Source organism: Streptomyces sp. NPDC040610 (assembly GCF_055594065.1).
The window spans coordinates 749,491-769,226 of sequence record NZ_JBVIXA010000002.1 but is presented as its reverse complement, the minus strand read 5'-3'; the positions used below and the strand labels follow the sequence as shown (position 1 = coordinate 769,226).

Annotated in this window: 14 protein-coding genes; 9 read left to right on the top strand and 5 right to left on the bottom strand. The window is 73.7% G+C overall.

Features of this window, described 5'->3' with window-relative positions; all coding sequences use genetic code 11:
- The first annotated feature begins 92 nt into the window (after window positions 1-92).
- On the top strand, window positions 93-1,370 hold the full coding sequence (locus ACZ6AA_RS09635) for an amidohydrolase (RefSeq protein WP_468458166.1): 1,278 nt from the start codon (window positions 93-95) through the stop codon (window positions 1,368-1,370).
- 50 nt (window positions 1,371-1,420) lie between these two features.
- Here the strand turns inward: ACZ6AA_RS09635 and ACZ6AA_RS09630 are convergent, their stop codons facing one another.
- On the bottom strand, window positions 1,421-2,209 hold the full coding sequence (locus ACZ6AA_RS09630) for an IclR family transcriptional regulator (protein ID WP_468482053.1): 789 nt from the start codon (window positions 2,207-2,209) through the stop codon (window positions 1,421-1,423).
- A gap of 276 nt (window positions 2,210-2,485) precedes the next feature.
- Between ACZ6AA_RS09630 and ACZ6AA_RS09625 the strand changes: the two genes are divergently transcribed.
- Window positions 2,486-3,817: an enolase C-terminal domain-like protein gene (locus ACZ6AA_RS09625; RefSeq protein WP_471457227.1), complete on the top strand. Its 1,332-nt coding sequence runs from the start codon at window positions 2,486-2,488 to the stop codon at window positions 3,815-3,817.
- Here ACZ6AA_RS09625 and ACZ6AA_RS09620 read toward each other — a convergent pair.
- Complete coding sequence (locus ACZ6AA_RS09620; protein WP_471457225.1) at window positions 3,814-5,049, bottom strand: FAD-dependent oxidoreductase; 1,236 nt, start codon at window positions 5,047-5,049, stop codon at window positions 3,814-3,816. The two genes, ACZ6AA_RS09625 and ACZ6AA_RS09620, sit on opposite strands and share 4 nt — an antisense overlap.
- 148 nt (window positions 5,050-5,197) lie before the next feature.
- Here ACZ6AA_RS09620 and ACZ6AA_RS09615 point away from each other — a divergent pair, with 148 nt between their 5' ends.
- Both ACZ6AA_RS09615 and ACZ6AA_RS09610 read left to right on the top strand, forming a co-directional pair.
- On the top strand, window positions 5,198-6,316 hold the full coding sequence (locus ACZ6AA_RS09615) for an NAD(P)H-dependent flavin oxidoreductase (RefSeq protein ID WP_471457223.1): 1,119 nt from the start codon (window positions 5,198-5,200) through the stop codon (window positions 6,314-6,316).
- A gap of 58 nt (window positions 6,317-6,374) precedes the next feature.
- The gene (locus ACZ6AA_RS09610; RefSeq protein ID WP_468482057.1) at window positions 6,375-7,925 is read left to right on the top strand and encodes an acyl-CoA synthetase; all 1,551 of its coding nucleotides are present in this window, start codon (window positions 6,375-6,377) and stop codon (window positions 7,923-7,925) included.
- A 32-nt stretch (window positions 7,926-7,957) separates the two neighbouring features.
- Here ACZ6AA_RS09610 and ACZ6AA_RS09605 read toward each other — a convergent pair whose 3' ends face one another.
- Window positions 7,958-10,381, bottom strand: a complete 2,424-nt coding sequence (locus ACZ6AA_RS09605) for a penicillin acylase family protein (RefSeq protein WP_471457220.1) — start codon at window positions 10,379-10,381, stop codon at window positions 7,958-7,960.
- 162 nt (window positions 10,382-10,543) lie between these two features.
- On the opposite strand from ACZ6AA_RS09605, the gene ACZ6AA_RS09600 reads away from it, so the two are divergent.
- Window positions 10,544-12,088 carry an acyl-CoA synthetase gene (locus tag ACZ6AA_RS09600; protein WP_468458153.1) on the top strand — a complete coding sequence of 515 codons (1,545 nt, stop codon included), beginning with the start codon at window positions 10,544-10,546 and terminating at the stop codon, window positions 12,086-12,088.
- A 29-nt stretch (window positions 12,089-12,117) separates the two neighbouring features.
- Here the strand turns inward: ACZ6AA_RS09600 and ACZ6AA_RS09595 are convergent, their stop codons facing one another.
- On the bottom strand, window positions 12,118-15,321 hold the full coding sequence (locus ACZ6AA_RS09595) for a trypsin-like peptidase domain-containing protein (RefSeq protein WP_471457218.1): 3,204 nt from the start codon (window positions 15,319-15,321) through the stop codon (window positions 12,118-12,120).
- 117 nt (window positions 15,322-15,438) lie between these two features.
- Between ACZ6AA_RS09595 and ACZ6AA_RS09590 the strand changes: the two genes are divergently transcribed.
- Window positions 15,439-15,744, top strand: coding sequence for a trypco2 family protein (locus ACZ6AA_RS09590; RefSeq protein WP_468458149.1), 306 nt, complete (start codon window positions 15,439-15,441; stop codon window positions 15,742-15,744).
- A 69-nt stretch (window positions 15,745-15,813) separates the two neighbouring features.
- Here the strand turns inward: ACZ6AA_RS09590 and ACZ6AA_RS09585 are convergent, their stop codons facing one another.
- A complete protein-coding gene (locus tag ACZ6AA_RS09585; protein WP_468458147.1) occupies window positions 15,814-16,758 on the bottom strand; it encodes a LysR family transcriptional regulator in 945 nt (314 codons plus the stop codon).
- An 89-nt stretch (window positions 16,759-16,847) separates the two neighbouring features.
- On the opposite strand from ACZ6AA_RS09585, the gene ACZ6AA_RS09580 reads away from it, so the two are divergent.
- From ACZ6AA_RS09580 to ACZ6AA_RS09570, 3 genes are read left to right on the top strand one after another with little or no spacing between them, the layout of a single operon-like run.
- Complete coding sequence (locus ACZ6AA_RS09580; protein ID WP_471457215.1) at window positions 16,848-17,771, top strand: zinc-binding dehydrogenase; 924 nt, start codon at window positions 16,848-16,850, stop codon at window positions 17,769-17,771.
- Window positions 17,768-18,865 (top strand): alpha/beta hydrolase family protein, encoded by a 1,098-nt coding sequence (locus ACZ6AA_RS09575; protein WP_471457213.1) that lies wholly within the window; start codon window positions 17,768-17,770, stop codon window positions 18,863-18,865. The genes ACZ6AA_RS09580 and ACZ6AA_RS09575 overlap by 4 nt, the downstream gene beginning before the upstream one ends.
- The gene (locus ACZ6AA_RS09570; protein ID WP_468482064.1) at window positions 18,862-19,683 is read left to right on the top strand and encodes an SDR family NAD(P)-dependent oxidoreductase; all 822 of its coding nucleotides are present in this window, start codon (window positions 18,862-18,864) and stop codon (window positions 19,681-19,683) included. Before ACZ6AA_RS09575 ends, ACZ6AA_RS09570 begins: the two co-directional genes overlap by 4 nt.
- Window positions 19,684-19,736 lie beyond the last annotated feature (53 nt).

Here is a 19,736-nt window from a genome sequence, read left to right as displayed (position 1 = left end):
CTGGTGGGCCGTGGGCAGCACTTGGGAGGCGTGAGCCGTCGGCCGCCGGGGCCGCGGGGCGACGCCGCAACCGCGTGCCGAAGGAGCGTCGCATGGGCGTCAGCAACTCCCCGTCCCAGCCGCAGGATCCGCCCGCCGGGTCCCCACCCCCCGCCCTGCGCGGCCTCGACGCCGCCCTGCCCGAGCTCGTCGCCCTGTACCAGGACCTGCACGCCCACCCGGAGCTGTCCTTCGAGGAGCACCGCACCGCCGCCGAGATCGCCCGGCGCGCCACGGCGTACGGCTGCGACGTCACGCCCGGCGTCGGTCGCACCGGCGTCGTGGCCGTCCTCGACAACGGCGAGGGTCCCACCGTCCTGCTGCGCGCCGACTTCGACGCCCTGCCCCTAGTCGAACGCACCGGCCTGCCCTACGCCTCCCGCACCGAGGGCGTGATGCACGCCTGCGGCCACGACATGCACGTCACCTGCCTCCTTGGCGCCCTGAAGCTGCTCGCGGAGGCGCGCGCGAGCTGGCGCGGGCGGATCGTCGCCGCGTTCCAGGCCGCCGAGGAGATCGGCGAGGGTGCGCAGGCGATGGTCGACGACGGCATCTTCGAGCGCTTCGGGACGCCGGACGTGGTGCTCGGCCAGCATGTCGCGCCGCTGCCCGCGGGCATGGTGGCCTGTCACGCCGGAGCGGCGTTCGCGGCCACCGACTCGCTGAAGGTCGTCATGTACGGCAAGGGCGCGCACGGCTCCCGGCCGGAGGCGTCCGTCGACCCCGTGGTGATGGCCGCCGCGACGGTGATGCGGTTGCAGACCGTCGTCTCGCGCGAGGTCCCGGCGGGGGAGACGGCCGTGCTCACCGTGGGGTCGCTGCGGGCGGGCACGGTGGACAACGTCATCCCGGACGAGGCCGAGCTGCGGCTGAGCATCCGCTCCTACAAGGAGGACGTCCGGGCCCGGATGCGGGCCGCCGTCGAGCGGATCGTGCGCGGTGAGGCGTGGGTGGCGGGGGCCGCGCGCGAGCCGGAGTTCACGCAGCTCGACGCGTTCCCCGTGCTCGTCAACGACGAGGTGGCGGTGGCCAGGACCATGGGTGCGATCGGCGCGGTCGTCGGCGAGGGGCAGGTGATCGACCCGGGGCCCGTGACCGGCAGCGAGGACGTGGGGATCCTCGGCACGGCGGCCAAGGCCCCGGTCTGCTACTGGCTGTTCGGCGGCTGCGACCCCGCGACGTACGCCGCGGCACAGGCCGCGGGCGCCGTGGACCGCGACATCCCGTCCAACCACTCGCCGCGCTTCGCACCCGTGCCCGAACCGGCCGTCACCACCGGCGTGACGGCGCTGACGGCGGCGGCGCTGGAGTGGCTGGGGCGGCCGGAGTGAGGGTCGGCGGCGGGGAGTTCGGCCGGGGCGGGCGGCATACGGCCTGAGCGTCAGCGCCAGTCGGGAGCGCCCGGCGCCGGTGCGGCGGCACTCTCGATCCGGGCCCGGGTCTCCCGCATGACCGCGACGATCCGGGCCTCGTGCTCCTCGCTGAGCCGTGCCACGGGCACCGAACAGCTGAGGGCGTCGATGGCCGGTACGTCGTAGCGCAGGGCGAAGCCGAAGCCCGCGATGCCCGTCACCGTCTCCTCGCGGTCGATGGAGTAGCCGCGCTCGCGCACCCCGGCGAGGTCGGTGAGGAGCGTCTTCCTTTCGGTGTGCGTGTTCTCCGTGTACGCGGCCAACGGGCCCTCGGGGAGCGGGAGTTCGTCGTCGGGCCGCTCGGCCAGCAGGGCCTTGCCGAGGGCTCCCGCGTGCGCCGGGACCCGGCGGCCGACGCGGCTGAGGCTGCGCGCGTACGCGTGGGACTCGCGCGTCGCGAGGTAGACGACGTTCGGGCCGTCGAGCCGGGCCAGGTGGATCGTCTCGCCGAGCGCGTCCGAGGCCTGGTCGAGCGCGGGGCGGACCCGGCGCACGCGCGGGTCGCTGTCCAGGTAGCTGGTGCCCGTGAGCAGGGCGCGGATCCCGATGCCGTAGAGGGACCCGGTCGTGTCGGAGCGCACCCAGCCGCAGTCGACGAGGGTCTGGAGCAGCTGGTACATGCTGCTGCGCGGTACGCCGAGTTCCGCGGCCAGTTCGTCCAGGCGGGCGGGCCGGTCGCCCCGGGCCGCGAGCAGTTCGAGCAGCTCCACGGTGCGGGCCGCCGACTTCACCCCGCGGGTCCCGCTCGTCTTCGCCATGGCCTCATCGTAATTCCGCGCGATGGCCTGCTGTCCGCGGCCGTTCACGTCGCCGCGCCCCATCGCGGAGCCACGCCCTCATGGACGGTGCCGCACCCATTGACCCCCGCCTGTTCAGCCCCATAATCTCCGTTCTCATACGTGTACATCATCTGCATACGGGGATGAGGTCCGGGGCGTGCCCGGCGGACCCTGGACGTCCTCGACCTCTGAGAGCACCGGACCACCACGACCTCGCGCACCCCCTCCCTCTCTCCCGAAAGGACCTCGACCGGCATGAGCAGCCAGCCGACCGTCACGAACTTCGCCGTCTACCCGGTCGCGGGCCGCGACTGCATGGAGCTGAACCTCTCCGGGGCCCACGGCCCCTACTTCACCCGCAACATCGTGGTCCTGGGGGACTCCGAAGGCCGTACGGGCCTGGGGGAGGTGCCGGGCGGCGAGAAGATCACGCAGACGTTGCGGGATGCCGAACCCCTCGTCGTGGGCGCCCGGTTGGGCGACTACAAGCGAGTGCTGCGCGCGATCGGGAGCCGCTTCGCGGACCGTGACGCGGGCGGACGCGGTGCCCAGACCTTCGACCTGCGGACGACCGTGCACGCCGTCACGGCCGTCGAGTCGGCCCTGCTCGACCTGCTCGGCCAGCACCTCGACGTCCCGGTGGCCGCGCTGCTCGGCGACGGCCAACAGCGCGACTCCGTTCGCGTACTCGGCTACCTCTTCTACGTCGGCGACCCGGACCGCACCGACCTGGACTACGTCCGGGAGCCGGACTCGGACGTCGAGTGGTACCGCCTCCGGCACGAGGAGGCCCTGACGTCGCAGGCCATCGTCCGCCAGGCCGAGGCGGCCCACGCCCTGTACGGCTTCCGGGACTTCAAGCTCAAGGGCGGGGTCCTGCCGGGCGTCGATGAGGTCGAGGCGGTACGCGCCCTCAAGGACCGCTTCCCCGAGGCGCGGATCACCCTGGACCCGAACGGGGCCTGGTCACTGCGCGAGGCCGTCGACCTGTGCGCGCCCCTGGTCGGCACCCTCGCCTACGCCGAGGACCCCTGCGGGGCCGAGGACGGCTACTCGGGCCGGGAGATCCTGGCCGAGTTCCGCCGCGCCACCGGCCTGCCGACCGCCACCAACATGATCGCCACCGACTGGCGGCAGCTGACGCACGCCCTCGCCCTCCAGTCCGTCTCCATCCCCCTGGCCGACCCGCACTTCTGGACCATGCGGGGCTCGGTGCGCGTCGCCCAGCTCTGCAACGCGATGGGCCTGACCTGGGGCTGCCACTCCAACAACCACTTCGACATCTCCCTGGCCATGGTCACGCACTGCGGCGCCGCGGCCCCCGGCCCCTACAACGCCCTGGACACCCACTGGATCTGGCAGGAGGGCCTGGAACGCCTGACGGTCACCCCGCCCCGGATCAGCAACGGCGAGATATCCGTCCCCGACGCCCCGGGCCTCGGCATCACCCTCGACCCGGACCGCCTCCACGCGGCCCACGACCTCTACCGGGAGAAGGCCCTGGGCGCCCGCGACGACAGCGCCGGGATGCGGTACCTCGTCCCGGGCTGGACGTTCGACGCGAAGCGTCCCTGCCTGGTGCGCTAGCGCGGCCCCCGCCGCGCGAACCCGGGCGCGTGCTCCGGACGCACCCCCACCCCGCCCACGTACCCCGCCACCATCCGCAGCAGCGGCACCCGTCGGAGCAGCCGGAGCGGGGTCGGCAGGCGGCCGGGGCGGAGGGTGCCGTCGAGGGCGGGGCGGAGGAGGGTCTCGTGTTCGGCGAGTTGGGAGCGCTGGGTCAGGGCGGCGGGGAACTCGCGGCGGCGCTGGACGCGGTGCAGATCGGTGGTCGTGGGGCGACCTCGGCGCAGGGGCGCTGCCAGGTGGCGGGCCGCGGCCACGGCGTCCTGGACGGCGAGGTTGACGCCGACGCCGCCCACCGGGGACATGGTGTGGGCGGCGTCGCCGATGCACAGGAGTCCGTCGCGGTACCAGCGGGGGAGGCGGCCCATGGTGACGTCGAGGAGCAGCACGTCGTCCCAGGACCCGATCGCGAGCAGCGCTTCGTCGTCCCAGCCGAGAAGGGCGCCCAGACGGTCGCGGAACCAGGCGATGTCGTGGGCGCGCAGCCGGGCGTCCGTGCCCTTCTTGATGAGGTAGGAGGTCTGGTAGTAGTCGCCGCGGTCCATCGTGGCGGCGACCTGGCCGTCGCGGACGCTCAGGAACACCTGGCCGCGCTTGCGGCGGTCGCGCGGCGCGGGGACCCTGACCTGCCACACGTCCATCGGCACCTCGAACGACCGGGGCACGAGTCCGGCCGCCGCCCGGACCACGGAGTCCCGGCCGTCGCAGGCCACGGTCAGATCGGCCGCCAGCTCGCCCGGCACGCCCTGTTCGTCGGTGTACGTCACGCCGGTGACCCGCCCCGCCGCGTCCGTGCGCAGTCCCGTCACCGCCGTGCGCATCCGCAGCCTGAACGACGGCTCCTCGGCCGCCGCCGACGCGAGCAGGTCGAGGAAGTCCCACTGCGGGACCATCGCGATGTACTTGCGGCGACCGGGCACCCGGCGCAGGTCGGCCGCCACGAACGTGGTGCCCTCGACATGCATCCGCATCTGCGTGAGCCGCTGCGCGGGCAGCCGGTCGAACCGCTCGCCCAGGCCCAGTTCGTCCAGGAGCCGCAGCGTCGACGGGTGCACCGTGTCGCCCCGGAAGTCGCGCAGGAAGTCCCCGTGCTTCTCCAGGACGGTGACCTCGACCCCGGCCCTGGCGAGGAGCAGGCCCAGCATCATGCCCGCCGGTCCGCCGCCCACCACACAGCACGTTGTGCGTTCCATCCCGGGTCCCCTCGTGAGTGTCGTGCGAGCCACCCTAACCGATCGGTCAGATGGCTGACCGTACGGTCAGGTCCGTGCTCGCGTAAATTATCTGACACTGCATCAGAAATCTCTTCCCTCGTCCGGGCCGCTGCGGCATCCTGCGCCCATGCAGACGGAGCTGAGCAAGCAACTCGGATTCGAGTACGCCGTCTTCGGCTTCACGCCGTTCCCCGCCGTGGCGGCCGCCATCAGCCGGGCGGGCGGGTTCGGGGTGCTCGGCGCGGTCCGCTACACCGCGCCCGACGACCTCGCGCGCGACCTCGACTGGATGCAGGAGCATGTGGACGGCCTGCCCTACGGGCTCGACGTCGTCATGCCCGCGAAGCGGGCCGAGGCTCCCGGAGGGCAGTCGCCGACCGAGGCCGACGTGGAGGCGATGATCCCCGCGGCGCACCGGCAGTTCGTTGAGGAGACCCTCGCCAAGCACGGCGTGCCCGCGCTCGCCGAGGGCGAGGCGTCCGGCTGGCGCATCACCGGCTGGATGGAGCAGGTGGCGCGCGGCCAGCTCGACGTCGCCTTCGACTACCCCATCAAACTGCTCGCCAACGCCCTCGGCTCACCGCCCGCCGACGTCGTCACCCGCGCCCACGACCAGGGCGTGCTCGTCGCCGCCCTCGCGGGCAGCGCCCGGCACGCCCGCAAGCACGCGGACGCCGGCATCGACATCGTCGTGGCGCAGGGGTACGAGGCGGGCGGCCACACCGGGGAGATCGCCTCCATGGTGCTCACGCCCGAGGCCGTCGAGGCGGTCGCGCCGCTGCCGGTGCTCGCGGCGGGCGGCATCGGCGGCGGCGAACAGGTCGCGGCGGCGCTCGCCCTCGGCGCGCAGGGCGTCTGGCTCGGCTCGGTGTGGCTGACGACGACTGAGGCCGACCTCCACTCCGCCGCGCTCACCCGCAAGCTGCTCGCCGCCGGGTCCGGGGACACCGTCCGCTCCCGGGCCCTCACGGGCAAGCCCGCACGCCAGTTGCGCACGGAGTGGACCGACGCGTGGGACGACCCGGCGGGCCCCGGGACGCTGCCGATGCCGCTGCAGGGGCTGCTCGTCGCCGAGGCCGTGTCGCGCATACAGAAGTACGAGGTGGAGCCGCTGCTCGGTACTCCCGTCGGGCAGATCGTCGGCCGGATGAACAGCGAGCGCAGCGTCCAGGCCGTGTTCGACGACCTGACCCGCGGGTTCGAGCGGGCGATCGACCGGTTGAACCGCATCGCGGGGCGGGCCTGAGGGGACCGCCCCGCACCTCCCGCCGAGCCGCCCCGCGCCCAACCCCCGAGGAGACCCGATGAGCACCCCGCCCAACGGATTCTGGGCCCAGGCCGGTGCCGACCCCGGCCGTACCGTCCTCGTCGACCCCGGCGGCGAGGAGTGGACGGCGGGCCGCCTGCACGCCGACGTCAACCGGCTCGTGCACGGCCTGCGCGCTGCGGGCCTGGAGCGCGGCGACGCGTTCGCCGTCGTGCTGCCCAACGGCGTGGAGTTCCTGACCGCGTACCTCGCCGCGAGCCAGGCCGGGTTCTATCTCGTCCCGGTCAACCACCATCTGGTGGGCCCGGAGATCGCCTGGATCGTCGCCGACTCGGGCGCCAAGGTCCTGATCGCGCACGAGCGGTTCGCCGACGCCGCGACCTCTGCGGCCGACGAGGCGAAGCTCCCCGCGACGCACCGCTACGCCGTCGGCGACCTGCCCGGGTTCCGCCCGTACGCCCAACTCGTCGACGGGCAACCGGAGTCGGTGCCCGCCGACCGCACCCTCGGCTGGGTCATGAACTACACGTCCGGCACCACCGGACGGCCCCGCGGCATCCGCCGCCCCCTTCCGGGCAAGCCGCCCGAGGAGTCCTATCTGGGCGGCTTCCTCGGCATCTTCGGCATCAAGCCCTTCGACGGCAACGTCCATCTGGTGTGCTCGCCGCTCTACCACACGGCCGTGCTCCAGTTCGCGGGCGCGGCCCTGCACATCGGCCACCCCCTCGTCCTCATGGACAAGTGGGCGCCCGAGGAGATGCTCCGCCTCATCGACGAGCACGCCTGCACCCACACCCATATGGTCCCCACCCAGTTCCACCGCCTGCTCGCCCTGCCCGGAGGGATCCGGGCGGCGTACGACGTGTCGTCGATGCGGCACGCCATCCACGGGGCCGCGCCCTGCCCCGACCATGTGAAGCGGGCGATGATCGAGTGGTGGGGCGGGTGCGTGGAGGAGTACTACGCGGCCAGCGAGGGAGGCGGCGCCTTCGCCACCGCGGAGGACTGGCTGAAGAAGCCGGGGACCGTCGGAAGGGCCTGGCCCATCAGTGAGTTGGCGGTCTTCGACGACGACGGGAACAGGCTGCCGCCCGGTGAGCTCGGCACCGTGTACATGAAGATGAGCACCGGCGGCTTCTCGTACCACAAGGACGAGTCGAAGACGCGCAAGAACCGCATCGGCGACTTCTTCACCGTCGGCGACCTCGGCTATCTGGACGAGGACGGCTATCTCTTCCTGCGCGACCGCAAGATCGACATGATCATCTCGGGCGGCGTCAACATCTACCCGGCGGAGATCGAGTCCGCGCTGCTCACCCACCCCGCCGTCGCCGACGCCGCCGCGTTCGGCATCCCGCACGACGACTGGGGCGAGGAGGTCAAGGCCGTCGTCGAGGCCGCCGAGGGGCACCCGGCGGACGAGGCGCTCGCCGCCGACATCCTGCGCCACTGCGAGCGCCGACTCGCGGGCTACAAGCGGCCGAAGAGCGTCGACTTCATCGCGTCCATGCCCCGGGACCCCAACGGCAAGCTGTACAAGCGCCGGTTGCGGGAGCCGTACTGGGAAGGGAGGGAGCGGGCGGTGTGAGACCGCCGCGCTCCCGCCCCGCCCCGTGGGCGTCAGCGCTGGCGGACCTTCACCACCTTCAGGCCGGGCGCGCTGCGGATGTCCTTCTCGCAGAAGCGTGACGTCACCCAGCGCTCGTCGGAGTACAGCCGCGTCTGGTCGCGGTAGTGCGGCGAGTTGGGATTGGACGACTGGGAGTACGACAGCAGGGTGCGGGCCTTGGGGCACGACGACTTGTCCCAGCCGACGGCCTGGATGTGGCTGGAGCCGTGCGCCACCTCCGTGTAGCCGCCGCCGCCCGCGTCCCACCGCGGCTCGATCTTGTTCCAGACGCCGAGGGACTCGGTGCCGCCGTGGATCGGCAGCCGCTTTCCGCCCCGTACGACGAACTGGTGGTCGCCGAGCCGGGAGTCGAGCGGAATCCCCGCCGCCGTCAGCTCAGCCACCGTGTCGGCGAGGGCCGTCGCGAAGCCGGGCGCGCCGGTGTCGAGGGTGTTCGGGGTGCGCACCGGATCAGCGGCGGAGAAGGGCACCCGCCACAGCTGGGCGCTCGGCACCTTCGCCGTCAGGGCCCGCCAGAACCGGTCGAAGAGCAACGCGCCCCTGCTCGATGTGTCCATCGTGCGGTCCCAGGACTTGATCACCCGGCAGGCCCCGGACACGTCGACGGCCCTGCCGTCGGTGGTCCGCGCGGCCCCGGGCGGCAGCGCGGCGCAGGCGCGGGCCACGTCGGCGGCGGCGAGGTCACCGGCCGGCGCGCGGTTCGCGAACTGCTGGCGCTGGAGGTCCTCGACCGTCAGACCGCCGCGCTCGGCCATCGCCGCGACGTCCTCGATCGCGCCGCGGGTGCGCATCGAGCGCTGCGTGCCGATGGTGCCGAAGACCCGCTCGTACCCGGTCAGCGGCCGGTCGGCGTTGCTCAGCCAGGGGCTGTCGTTGGAGTTCTCGGCGTACGGGGCGTTCTCAAGCGTCGGCATCCGCGACGGGCCGAAGGTGCCCGGCTGGATCGCGTCCTTGTCCTTGCCGAGCGCGCACCGGGAACGGGACCCGTCGAGGACGGCGACGCCCGCCGCCGGGTAGGTGGCCTTGCCGAGGGCGGTGGAGCAGCGCCCGATGAGCTCGTCGGTGAGCCGGGGCAGCACCTGCGACTGCGTGTACAGGGAGTTGCCGTGCCGGTCGGCGGCGACGGTGTTGACCCACGGCAGGCCCTGGGTGGCGTTCAGCGCGCGGAGCACCCCCTTGGCCGAACGAGCCCGGCCGAAGCGGAGGTCGGCCTCCCCGGTGCGCAGATTGCGGGAGTTGGGGTCGTTGAGGGCGTACGCCGTCGTCTTCGTCCACGGCAGCGGCAGCTGGCCGCCGAAGGAGGTCACCACCGGACCGAAGCGGGTCCAGTACTGCGTGCGCGTCACCGGGGCGCCGTCCTTCACCGGCACGGTCACGGTCCGCTTCGTCATCCGCTCGCGCTTGCCGTCCACGAGGTACGCGGTCGGGTCGGCGGGGTCCAGGGTCAGCTCGTGCACGTTGAAGGGGACGCCCGTCGCGACGGTGTGGCTCCACGCCACCTGGCCGTTGAAGCCGACGTTGATCACGGGGGTGCCGATGAGCGAGCCGCCCGACACGTTCAGCTCGCCGGGGATGGTCAGCTGCGACTGCCAGAAGCGCCGGCCGCCGTGCCAGGGGTAGTGCGGATTGCCGATGAGCAGGCCGCGGCCGTTCGCCGTGGTGCTGCCGTTGAAGGCGACGGCGTTGGAGCCCATGTCGGCGTTGCCGGGGCCGGGGGAGACGAGGTCGCGCGCCGCCTCGGCGGCCCGGCGCGGCTCCGGCGCCCGGCGGGTGGCGTCCGCGCCCGGCGGCTTGGCCGCCACGATGCCGTCGACGGCGCGGCCCTCGCCGCCGAGCACCGACACCGCGTAGCCGAGCCGCGCCTGGTCGAGGGTGGTCACCGGACGCACCCAGGCGGCCTTCGCGCACGCCGGGTCCGTGATGCGGTTCTGCTTCAGCCAGGCGTTGTAGCCCGCGGCGAACCCGCGCGTCAGCTCCTTGCTCGCGCGGCTCATGCCGAGCGGGGCGGACTGCTTGAACAACCGCTCCACGGTGCCCGCTTGGCGTACGCCCCGGAAGTACTGGTCGCTCGCGAGATTCGTGGCGGCCGACGACAGCGCGCCGCCGGGGTCGCCGTCGGCGCCGAAGTACCGGGAGCGCTCGCCGCGCACGGTGGCGAACCCCTCGGCGAGCGTGCACACCTGGTCGGCTGCCTGGGCCCAGCCGCTGCCGAAGCCGAGATCCGCGTAGTCGTCGGCGCGGATGTGCGGGATGCCGTACTCGGTGTAGCGGATCGTGGCGGACAGGCCGCCGCCGGACGGATGGGCGTCGCGGGAGCGGTCGTCGTCGCGTGCGGACGCCATGGGCGACAGCAGGGCCGATGCGGTGAGGAACGCGGCGACCGACGCCACGACGGGTCTCGTGCGGATGCGCATGGAGCCTCCCAACTGGTGTGAGAGCAGTGGCTGTTGGAGCGTACCAAGCGGTATGTATCTTGTCCGGAGCGCCTGACGTGGGGCGACAGTGCCTGACGGGGCGCGACGCGTCCGGGGCGGGGCCCTTGACCGCCGCACCGGACCGCCCGCAGGATCACGCCCATGACGGGTGAACGCGACAGGGCGACAGCGGGCGACGGCACGGCCACCGCGGCGGCGCGCGGCAGCACGGTCGACGGCGTCCTGAGGCGCAGCGCGCGCCGGACACCGGCCCGCACCGCACTGCGCTACGGCGACCGCGCCTGGACGTACGCCGAACTCGACGACGCCGTCTCCCGCGCGGCCGCCGTCCTGCGCGCGACCGGCCTGGACCGGGGCGACCGCGTCGGCGCCTACGCCCACAACTCGGACGCCTACCTCATCGGCTTCCTGGCCTGCGCCCGCGCGGGCCTCGTCCATGTCCCGGTCAACCAGAACCTCACCGGCGACGACCTCGCGTACATCGTCCGGCAGTCCGGAAGCACCCTCGTCCTCGCGGACCCCGACCTCGCAGGACGCCTCCCCGACGGCGTGGCCGTGCTGCCGCTCAGGGACGCCGACGACGCACTCCTCGCACGCCTCGCGACCACCGCCCCCTACGACGGCCCCGCGCCGGACGCCGAGGACCTCGCGCAGCTCCTGTACACCTCGGGCACCACGGCCGCCCCCAAGGGCGCGATGCTCACCCACCGGGCCCTCGTCCACGAGTACATGAGCGCCGTGCACGCCCTGGACTTCAAGGAGTCCGACCGGCCGCTGCACTCCCTGCCGCTCTACCACTCGGCCCAGATGCATGTGTTCCTGCTGCCGTACCTGGCCGTCGGCGCCGAGAACACCATCCTCGACGCTCCCGATGCCGTGCGGATCTTCGACCTGGTGGTGGCGGGCCGCGCCGACAGCCTGTTCGCTCCGCCCACCGTGTGGATCGGCCTGTCGCAGCACGCCGAGTTCGCCACCCGTGACCTGAGCGCCCTGCGCAAGGCCTACTACGGCGCGTCGATCATGCCGGTGCCGGTCCTGGAGCGGCTGCGCTCGCGCCTGCCCGGCCTCGCCTTCTACAACTGCTTCGGCCAGAGCGAGATCGGCCCGCTCGCCACCGTCCTCGGCCCGGACGAGCACGAGGGCCGCATGGACTCCTGCGGGCGGCCCGTCCTGTTCGTCGAGGCGAGGGTCGTCGACGAGGCGGGCAAGGAGGTGCCGGACGGCACTCGGGGCGAAGTGGTCTACCGCTCGCCGCAGTTGTGCGAGGGCTACTGGGACAAGCCGGAGGAGAGCGCCGAGGCGTTCCGGGACGGCTGGTTCCACTCCGGCGACCTCGCGGTGCGGGACGCGGAGGGCTACTTCACGGTCGTCGACCGCGTGAAGGACGTCATCAACTCCGGCGGAGTCCTCGTCGCGTCGCGCCAGGTCGAGGACGCGCTCTACACCCATCCGGCCGTCGCCGAGACCGCCGTCGTCGGCCTCCCCGACGAGCGCTGGATCGAGGCCGTCACTGCTGTCGTCGTACGCGGCGGCGAGGTCACCGAGGCCGAACTCATCGCCCACGCCCGCGAACGGCTCGCGCACTTCAAGGCGCCCAAGCGCGTGGTGTTCGTGGACGCGCTGCCGCGCAACGCCAGCGGGAAGATCCTCAAGAGGGAGCTGCGGGACCGCCTCGGCTCGGGCTGACCGGCGGGCCGCCGCGAGCCTCGGGCTCCTCAGGGCGTGGCATGGGTGCTCCGGAGTTCGGCGAGCAGCTGCCACAGCGCCGCACGGGCGTGAGGGTCGAGGCTCACGTCCGCGGCCAGCTCGGCGCAGAGCGCGGTGCCTTGGCGGGGCGACCGGTACGCAAGGGCGCGGGCCGCCGCGACGCGGTGCCCGTCCCGCAGGCCGGTGTCGGCGGTGAGCGTCGTGGCCAGGGCGACGGCGCGGGCGTCGGGGCAGCGGGACAACAGGGCCTCGGCGGCGGCGAGGCGCACCTGAGCGCCGCGTGAGCTGTCCGTGGCCAGCTCGGCACAGAGGTCGGCGGCGCGGGGGAACGGGAGCCTGCTCAGCGTCCCGATCAGGCGCCGGCGGCGCGCGAGGTCGAGCCGGGCGTCACCGGCGAGCAGGGCGTACTGGTCGGCCCCGCGCGCGTCGCCGAGCGAGACCAGGAAGATGGCCATCCACGTCCGGTGCTTCGGGCTGAGGGTGCGCTTCGCACACAGGTCCGCGCACAGGTCGGCGGCGCGCGGGTCACCGAGCCGCGACAGGGCGCGCAGCGCCCCGACCCGGGCCTCGTCGTCCAGGTCGGTGTCCTGCCCCAGCGCGGCGCACAGACCCGCGCCGCGCGGATCCCACCCGGCCAGCGCGCGCGCCGCTCTGACGCGTACGGTCCCCGGCAGGTCGGGGTCCGAGGCGATTTGCACGCACAGCTCGACGCCCCGTGCGCCGCCCGAGCGGGGCAGGGCCCGGGCCGCCCACATGGCGGCGCGGTCGGCGAGCCGGAGGTCCCTGACGAGGTCCGCGCAGATCCCGATGGCGTCGGGATGCCCCACGCCGAGGAGGACATCCACGATGTCCTCGCCGTCCTCGTACACGTAGTGGTGGACGGGAAGGTCCCCGAGCAGTTGCAGAGCCGTGCCCACGACGGTGCTGACGACCTGCGGAGGCAGCGCGGCGCCGAACCGCACGAGCTGGACCATGAACTGGCAGGCGCCCAGCGGGTAGTCGGCGTCGACCAGGTGACACAGGCGCCCGTTGATCTGCTTCAGGGCGTCCAGGTCGCCGTTGTCCCAGGCCGCGTCCAGGAGGAAGGCGATGTAGGAGAGGTATTCGCTGGGGATGCGGACGCCGTACTGGAAGCGGCGCCAGCGCCACGCCTCGGTGCCCTCGCGTTCGAAGACACGCCTGAGCGCGGGCTCCAGTGCGTGGGCGCCGTCGGCCAGGGCGTGTTGTGCGGCCAGGAACTCCAGCAGCGTCTGGTGCCAGAACTCCAGGCGGCCCGCACCGGCCGTCAGCAGACCACTGCCCCGCAGCGCGGCCTCCAGGAACGCGCGCCACTCCCGCGAGGGGACCGCGCTCGGCTGCCTCGCGGCGGGCAGGTTCGCCAGGACGTCGGTCGCGGACAGGCGGTTGTCGCCGTGCAGGACGTCCGCCACCTGGGCGATCAGGGCGGGCAGACGGTCCAAGGTGCGCTCGACGGCCTTCAGGGCCTGGTCGCCGCGCCCCTGGAGGGCGGCGCGGGTCTGGGCCCGGACCCGGACGAGACCGGCGGGGCTGCGGCCGCTGTCGAGCAGCTCGATGTAGCTGCGGTAGACCGCGCCCCGGCTGCTCGGCAGCGTCCCGTCCGGCCCCGCCGCGTACAGGCGGCACAGCATGGTGGCCATCAGCGGACTGCTCGCCATCTCGGCCAGCTTCGCCCGCGTCAGGACGGTCAGGAAGCGGTCGGCCGTCCCTGGCGGATCGGCCAGGCCCAGGTAGCGGAACCACACCTGGGCGAGTTCTCGCACATCGTGGTCCTGGAAGGGCTTCAGGACGTAGTGGAGCTTGAAGCTCTCCAACTCCTGGTCGGCCAGCGGCCGGGTGGCGACGACGAACCGGAACGGTCCCGCGGACCCGCCTTCGCCGAGCGCGGCGAGATTGCCCAGAACGCTCCGGCGGACACCGACGTCGGCGATCTCGTCGAGCCCGTCGACCAGCACCGTCCAGCGGGACCCGGGACCGGGGCCCTTGCTGAACAACGTGGGGGAGAGCGTCTCCAGGAGCCCGAAGGGCGCCAACTCCGCGGTGGCCGCCGCCGCGAGGGCCTCGGCGAGCGGCTTCCCGGCCAGCGACGCCGCCGGAACCAGTACGGGGACGCTCACGCCGTCGGCCTCGCCGCGCCGCCGGGCCTCGATGCCGAGGGCGAGACAGCGGCGCAGCAGACTGGTCTTGCCGCCCCCGGCCCCGGCGACCACGACGCAGGGTTCCTCGCTGGTGAACACCTCCTCGGCGGAGACCTCTTCGAAGAGCCGGGCGGTCAGCCGATCGCGGCTGCCCACGGCCCCCGCTCCCTCGTTCCCCTCGCCCCCTTGCGGGTACTCGACGAGACGTCTCCTGACGCACCGGCGGAGGTAGACGTCCGCGAGCGGCGGGGTGCGGCCGAACGACACGTCGTCGTAGGGGTGCGTGCCCGCGTAGCGCTCGGCCGCCGCCAGATAGTGGTCGAGCTGACGGTCCGGCGTGTACGACGACGTCCGCGACGCCTGTTCCCGTACGGCCTCCAGGGCGTCGAGCGTCAGTGGGCAGCCCAGGAGCTCCTCCAACTGCTCCCGCTCGTCCGCCGACAGCGTCTCGGCCCAGCGGTCCACCCGGGAGGCGCCGAGCCGACCGGACCCGTCGCCGAGGTGATGGCGCGAGACGATGCCGACGATCCGCCCGTCGCTGAACACCGCGGCGCCGGACATGCCCTCCCAGGGCGACACCGGGCGCGCCCCGGCCGCGGTGGGGACGGCCTGGGCCACCCGCAGGTCCAGCGTGCCCTCACGGCGATTGGCCAGCACCGAACAGGTGGCGTGGACGTGCTCGCAGTCCCGGAAGCGCGAACCGTCGCTCCTCCTGCGCAACTTGAAGCGCGGGAAGCCCGCAGCGCTGCACCGCAGCAGCAGGTCCTCCTCGGGGACCCGGCCGAACCGCGCGGTGTCGACCTCCGCCCCCGCCCACGACGGCACACGGAGAACAGCGACATCAACTCCCTTGTGCCGCCAGCACACGTCGGTGGCCGCGCTGTACTCGCCCGGCCGGTCGGCGTCGAACCGCACGGCCGCGTGGCGGGCCCCCGCGACGACGTGCGCGGCGGTGAGGACGATGCCGGGGCCCGCCAGGTACCCGGACCCGCGGCGTTCGCCGGCGGCGTGCGTCACGAGGATCTCCGCCACCTGACCGGCCCGCAGTCCGGACACGTCCGCCACCTGTTCCGCCCGAGCCGCCGACTGGCTAGGCTCCACTCGATCAACTGCCGTGTGGCGCAAGCCACATGGATGAGGGTACGACGGCCCCGCACGCCAGGGAGACAGGCAGTGGAACTCGCCGAGATGATTCGCGCTCTGCGCGCGGAGCTGAACGAGGCCTTGGCGGACGGCGCCGACGAGCCGGTCCGGTTCGAACTCGGCCCGGTCGAGATCGAGGCGACCGTGGCGGCCGAGCGCACGGCGGGCGGGCAGGGAAAGATCCGGTTCTGGGTGGTGGAGGGTGCCGCGGACGCCACGCGCACCGCGGCGCGGACCCAGCGGATCACCCTGACCCTGCACCCCAAGGTCCGCGCCCACGACGGCACGTTGACGACCGCGTACATCGCGGGTGAGGCGGCGGACGACGAGCGGTGAGGGCCGTCGCGCGGCCCGGCCCGCGCGGCGGCACGGGTCCCGCCGGCCCGGGGCCGCGGTGGCGCCGGATCACGCCGTCCGCGTACCGGGGTCGGATGCGGGCCGTTCGGGCAGCCAGTCCCGGGCCGGGTCGTACTCCAGCCACCGGCTCCGCCCCGCCTCCCCGGCGCACGCGGCGGCGAGACCGCTCAGGCCGGGGTGGGCGTTCCCGGTGCGCCACAGCAGCGACCAGGCGTACAGCGGGGTGGGGTCGACCAGCGGGACGGAGCGCAGGCCGGGGATCTCCGGCAGGGGCACGTCGGCGGGCAGCAGCGAGAAGCGGCGCGGGTGTGCCGCCACCTCGGCGAGGAGGTGGGCGAGGCCCAGGTTGACGCCGACGGACCGGTCCCGGATGTCGAAGCGGTCCGCGAACTGGCGCAGGAAGTCGAGCCGGTCCAGGGTGCCGGGTGCCCACAGCACGCTGTCGCGCAGCTGCTCGGGCCGGAGCGCGGGCTCGGCCGCGAGCGGGTGGTCCGCGCTCAGGACGGCGTCGACGGGTTCGAGGCGGACGAGGCGGTGCGTCAGCTCGGCGGCCAGTGGTGGGTGGACCCGGCCGAAGGCCGCGTCGATGTCGCCGTGCAGCAGCGCGGTCGTCACCGTCGGCAGATCGCGCCCGTGGCCCAGCTCCAGCTCCTCGGTCCGACCGGCGACCTGGGCCAGCGTCCGCATGGGCGCGTAGAGATGGCCCCACACGTCGACGCGCAGCGGCCTGCCCTTCCGCGCCGTCGCCGCCACCGCGTCATCGGCGGCGGCCAGGGCCCGCCGGGCCGGTTCGAGGAAGCCGCGCCCCGCCTCGGTGAGGGCCACGCCATGGCCGAGGCGCGCGAACAGTCGCGCGCCGAGCAGGGACTCCAGCCGTCCGATCCGTTTGGACAGGGCCTGCTGCGTGATCGCCAGCTTCCCCGCGGCCCGTCCGAAGTGCAGCTCCTGGGCGGCATACACAAAGGCACGTACCTGCGCCATGTCCAGATCCACGCCCATCACCATAGGTGACAACCGATGGTTGTCGGATTTTCCGGTCCGTTGTTGGATCACCGGGCGGCCGACGGGATTGCATCGTCGGCATGCGAAGACTGATTCCCACGGGGGATGCGGCGCGTCCGGTGGAGTTCACCGACGTCCCCCAGCCCGCCCCGCAGGCCCATGAGGCGCTGATCAAGGTCGAGGCGTTCGCGCCGAACCGGGGCGAGACGTTCCTGCTCGAACGTCCCGCCCCGGGGCTGCTGCCCGGCAAGGACATCGCGGGGCTCGTCGTCCAGGCCGCCGCGGACGGCTCGGGCCCCGGCGTCGGCACCCGCGTGGCCGGGCATCCGCCCCAGGGCGGCTGGGCCGAGTACGCCGCCGTCCCCACCCACTCCCTCGCCGCCCTCCCGGACGGGATCGACAGCGTCCGCGCGGCGGCACTGCCCCTGGCGGGCATCACCGCCCTGCGCCTGCTGCGCGCGGCGGGCTCCCCGACCGGTCGGCGGGTGCTCCTGACCGGCGCATCGGGCGGTGTCGGCCACTACGTCACCGAGCTGGCCGCAGCGGCCGGGGCGGACCTCACCGTGGTGACGGCCACCCCGGAGCGCGGGCAGCGGCTCGCCGAGCTGGGCGCGGCCGAGGTGGTGCACGAGGTCGCGGCGGCTCGGGGGCCGTTCGACGTCGTCCTCGAGTCCACGGGCGGCACGCAGCTCCCGGCCGCGCTGTCCAAGGTGCGCCCGGGCGGCCTGCTCATCTGGTGCGGGCAGGCGAGCCGCACCCCGGTCACCCTCGACTTCTTCGAGCTCCTCGGCGGACCGGCTGGCGCCACGATTCAGCACTTCCACTACGCGGGCGCCCCCTACGGCCCCGACCTCGCCACGCTGGTGCGCCTCGTGGAGCGGGGGCGGCTGCACCCCGAGGTGGGCCGGGTCGCCGACTGGAGCGAGACCGCTGCCGCTCTGGTCGATCTCCGGGAGCGCCGCATACGTGGCAAGGCCGTCCTCACGACAGGTGTCGCCCGATGAGCGCCGCCGAGTTCTCCGACGCTGAATTCTCTGACGCCGCGTTCCCCGCTGCCGAGCTCTCCGACCCCGAATTCCCCGCTGCCGAGTTCGCCGACGCCGCGTTCTGCGCTGCCCAGTTCTCCGCCGCCCAGTGGAGCCGCGCCACCGGCGCGGGCCTCGACCCGCACGCGTACCAGCGCGTCACCGGGGACCTGGAGTCCATCGGCGACTGGGGCCCGGCCTTCGACCGCGCCGGACGCGACTACCTCCGGCGCGCGGCGGCCGCCGGATCCGCGCTGTCGGCGGGGGAGTACCTGCTGATGGCGGCGCGGTGGTTCCACGTCGCCACGCTGGCCCCGTTCGCCGGGGCCGACCGGGCCGCGGCCGCGGCGGACGACGCGCTCGGCCGGGCGCTCGCCCTGCTGGAGCCCGGTGCCCGGCGTGTGCGCGGCGCGGAGTTCACCGGCTTTCTGCGCGGCCCCGCGGACGCGCCGGGGACCGTGATCGTCGTGCCCGGCCTGGACTCGGCCAAGGAGGAGTTCCTCGACCTGGTGTCCGCGCTCCTGGCCCGCGGTCTCGCGGTGTTCGCGATGGACGGCCCCGGGCAGGGCGCGCTCACCGCCACGACGACCGTGCGGGCGGACTACCACCGGGTCGTCGGCCGCGTCATCGATGCCCTCGGCGTCCCGCGCGTCGCCGTCGTCGGCCTCAGCCTGGGCGGCTACTACGCGGCCGGGACGGCGGCGCGGGAGCCGCGCGTGGCCGCCGCCGCGACCGTCAGCGGCCCCTTCCGCCTCGACTGGGACGAGCTTCCGCAGCCCGTACGGGACATCCTGACTCGGCGCGCCGGATCGGCCGAGGCCGCCCGCGACTTCGCCCGCCAGGTGGACCTCTCCGCCCTGGCGCCCCGGATCGCGGTCCCGCTCCTGACCGTGGACGGCGGCCAGGACGTCATCCCCGGCGTGATCAACGGCGAACCACTGGCCCGCCTCGCGCCGCACGGCACCCACCTGTCCGTCCCGCACGGCGACCACCTCCTGGGCAACGCACGCCCCGACTGGCTGCCCCAGCTCGCGGACTGGATCACCCAAGCGCTGACAGGGAGCCCGGCATGACCCGCCCGCAAGAACCGACAGGAGCACCGGCGCGCACCGCCTCCGACCAAGTACCGAACAGGACCACCGACATGAACCGCTTCACCGGAAAGACCGCCCTCATCACCGGGGGCACCAGCGGCATGGGCCTGGCGACCGCGCACCGTCTCGTCGCCGAAGGCGCCCACGTCGTCGTCACCGGCCGCACCCGCGCCCGCGTGCGGGCAGCCGTCGCGGAACTGGGCCCGAACGCCTCGGGCGCCGTGGCCGACGTCGCCGAAACCGGCGCGGTGGACGCGCTGATGGACACGGTCAGGGCCCGGCACGGCCACCTCGACAGCCTCTTCGCGAACGCGGGCACCGGCACCTTCCTGCCGTTCGAGGACATCACCGAGGCGGACTTCGACCACGCCGTCGACGTCAACCTCAAGGGCGTGTTCTTCACCGTCCAGAAGGCCCTGCCGCTGCTCGTGGACGGGGGCTCGATCGTCATCAACGCGTCCTGGACCCTGCACCGGGGCAACGGCGTCCTCACCCTGTACTCGGCGACCAAGGCCGCCGCGCACAACCTGGCGAGGACCCTCGCCGCGGGACTCGCCCCCCGCGGCATCCGCGTCAACTCCGTCAGCCCCGGATACATCGACACCCCCATGTACCCCGCCGCCTCGCTGAGCGACGCGGAAGCGGCGGCGGTGACCGGCCGGATCGTCACCGGCCGCTTCGGCCGCCCCGAGGAGGTCGCGGCGGCCGTCGCGTTCCTCGCCTCGTCCGACGCGTCCTACGTCAACGGCCAGGACCTGATCATCGACGGCGGTCTGGTCGGGGCCGTACCCGCCTGACGGCGCTACCGTGGCCCGGACCACCGACACCCGAAGGAGCCCATGTGAACGCG

Excerpts from the sequence above, each read along its gene's own strand:
- ACZ6AA_RS09615 (WP_471457223.1), top strand. The coding sequence starts at position 5,198 with ATGCAGACGGAGCTGAGCAAGCAACTCGGATTCGAGTACGCCGTCTTC.
- ACZ6AA_RS09630 (WP_468482053.1), bottom strand. The coding sequence starts at position 2,209 with ATGGCGAAGACGAGCGGGACCCGCGGGGTGAAGTCGGCGGCCCGCACC.
- ACZ6AA_RS09570 (WP_468482064.1), top strand. The coding sequence starts at position 18,862 with ATGACCCGCCCGCAAGAACCGACAGGAGCACCGGCGCGCACCGCCTCC.
- ACZ6AA_RS09625 (WP_471457227.1), top strand. The coding sequence starts at position 2,486 with ATGAGCAGCCAGCCGACCGTCACGAACTTCGCCGTCTACCCGGTCGCG.
- ACZ6AA_RS09605 (WP_471457220.1), bottom strand. The coding sequence starts at position 10,381 with ATGCGCATCCGCACGAGACCCGTCGTGGCGTCGGTCGCCGCGTTCCTC.
- ACZ6AA_RS09600 (WP_468458153.1), top strand. The coding sequence starts at position 10,544 with ATGACGGGTGAACGCGACAGGGCGACAGCGGGCGACGGCACGGCCACC.
- ACZ6AA_RS09620 (WP_471457225.1), bottom strand. The coding sequence starts at position 5,049 with ATGGAACGCACAACGTGCTGTGTGGTGGGCGGCGGACCGGCGGGCATG.
- ACZ6AA_RS09575 (WP_471457213.1), top strand. The coding sequence starts at position 17,768 with ATGAGCGCCGCCGAGTTCTCCGACGCTGAATTCTCTGACGCCGCGTTC.
- ACZ6AA_RS09580 (WP_471457215.1), top strand. The coding sequence starts at position 16,848 with ATGCGAAGACTGATTCCCACGGGGGATGCGGCGCGTCCGGTGGAGTTC.
- ACZ6AA_RS09635 (WP_468458166.1), top strand. The coding sequence starts at position 93 with ATGGGCGTCAGCAACTCCCCGTCCCAGCCGCAGGATCCGCCCGCCGGG.
- ACZ6AA_RS09610 (WP_468482057.1), top strand. The coding sequence starts at position 6,375 with ATGAGCACCCCGCCCAACGGATTCTGGGCCCAGGCCGGTGCCGACCCC.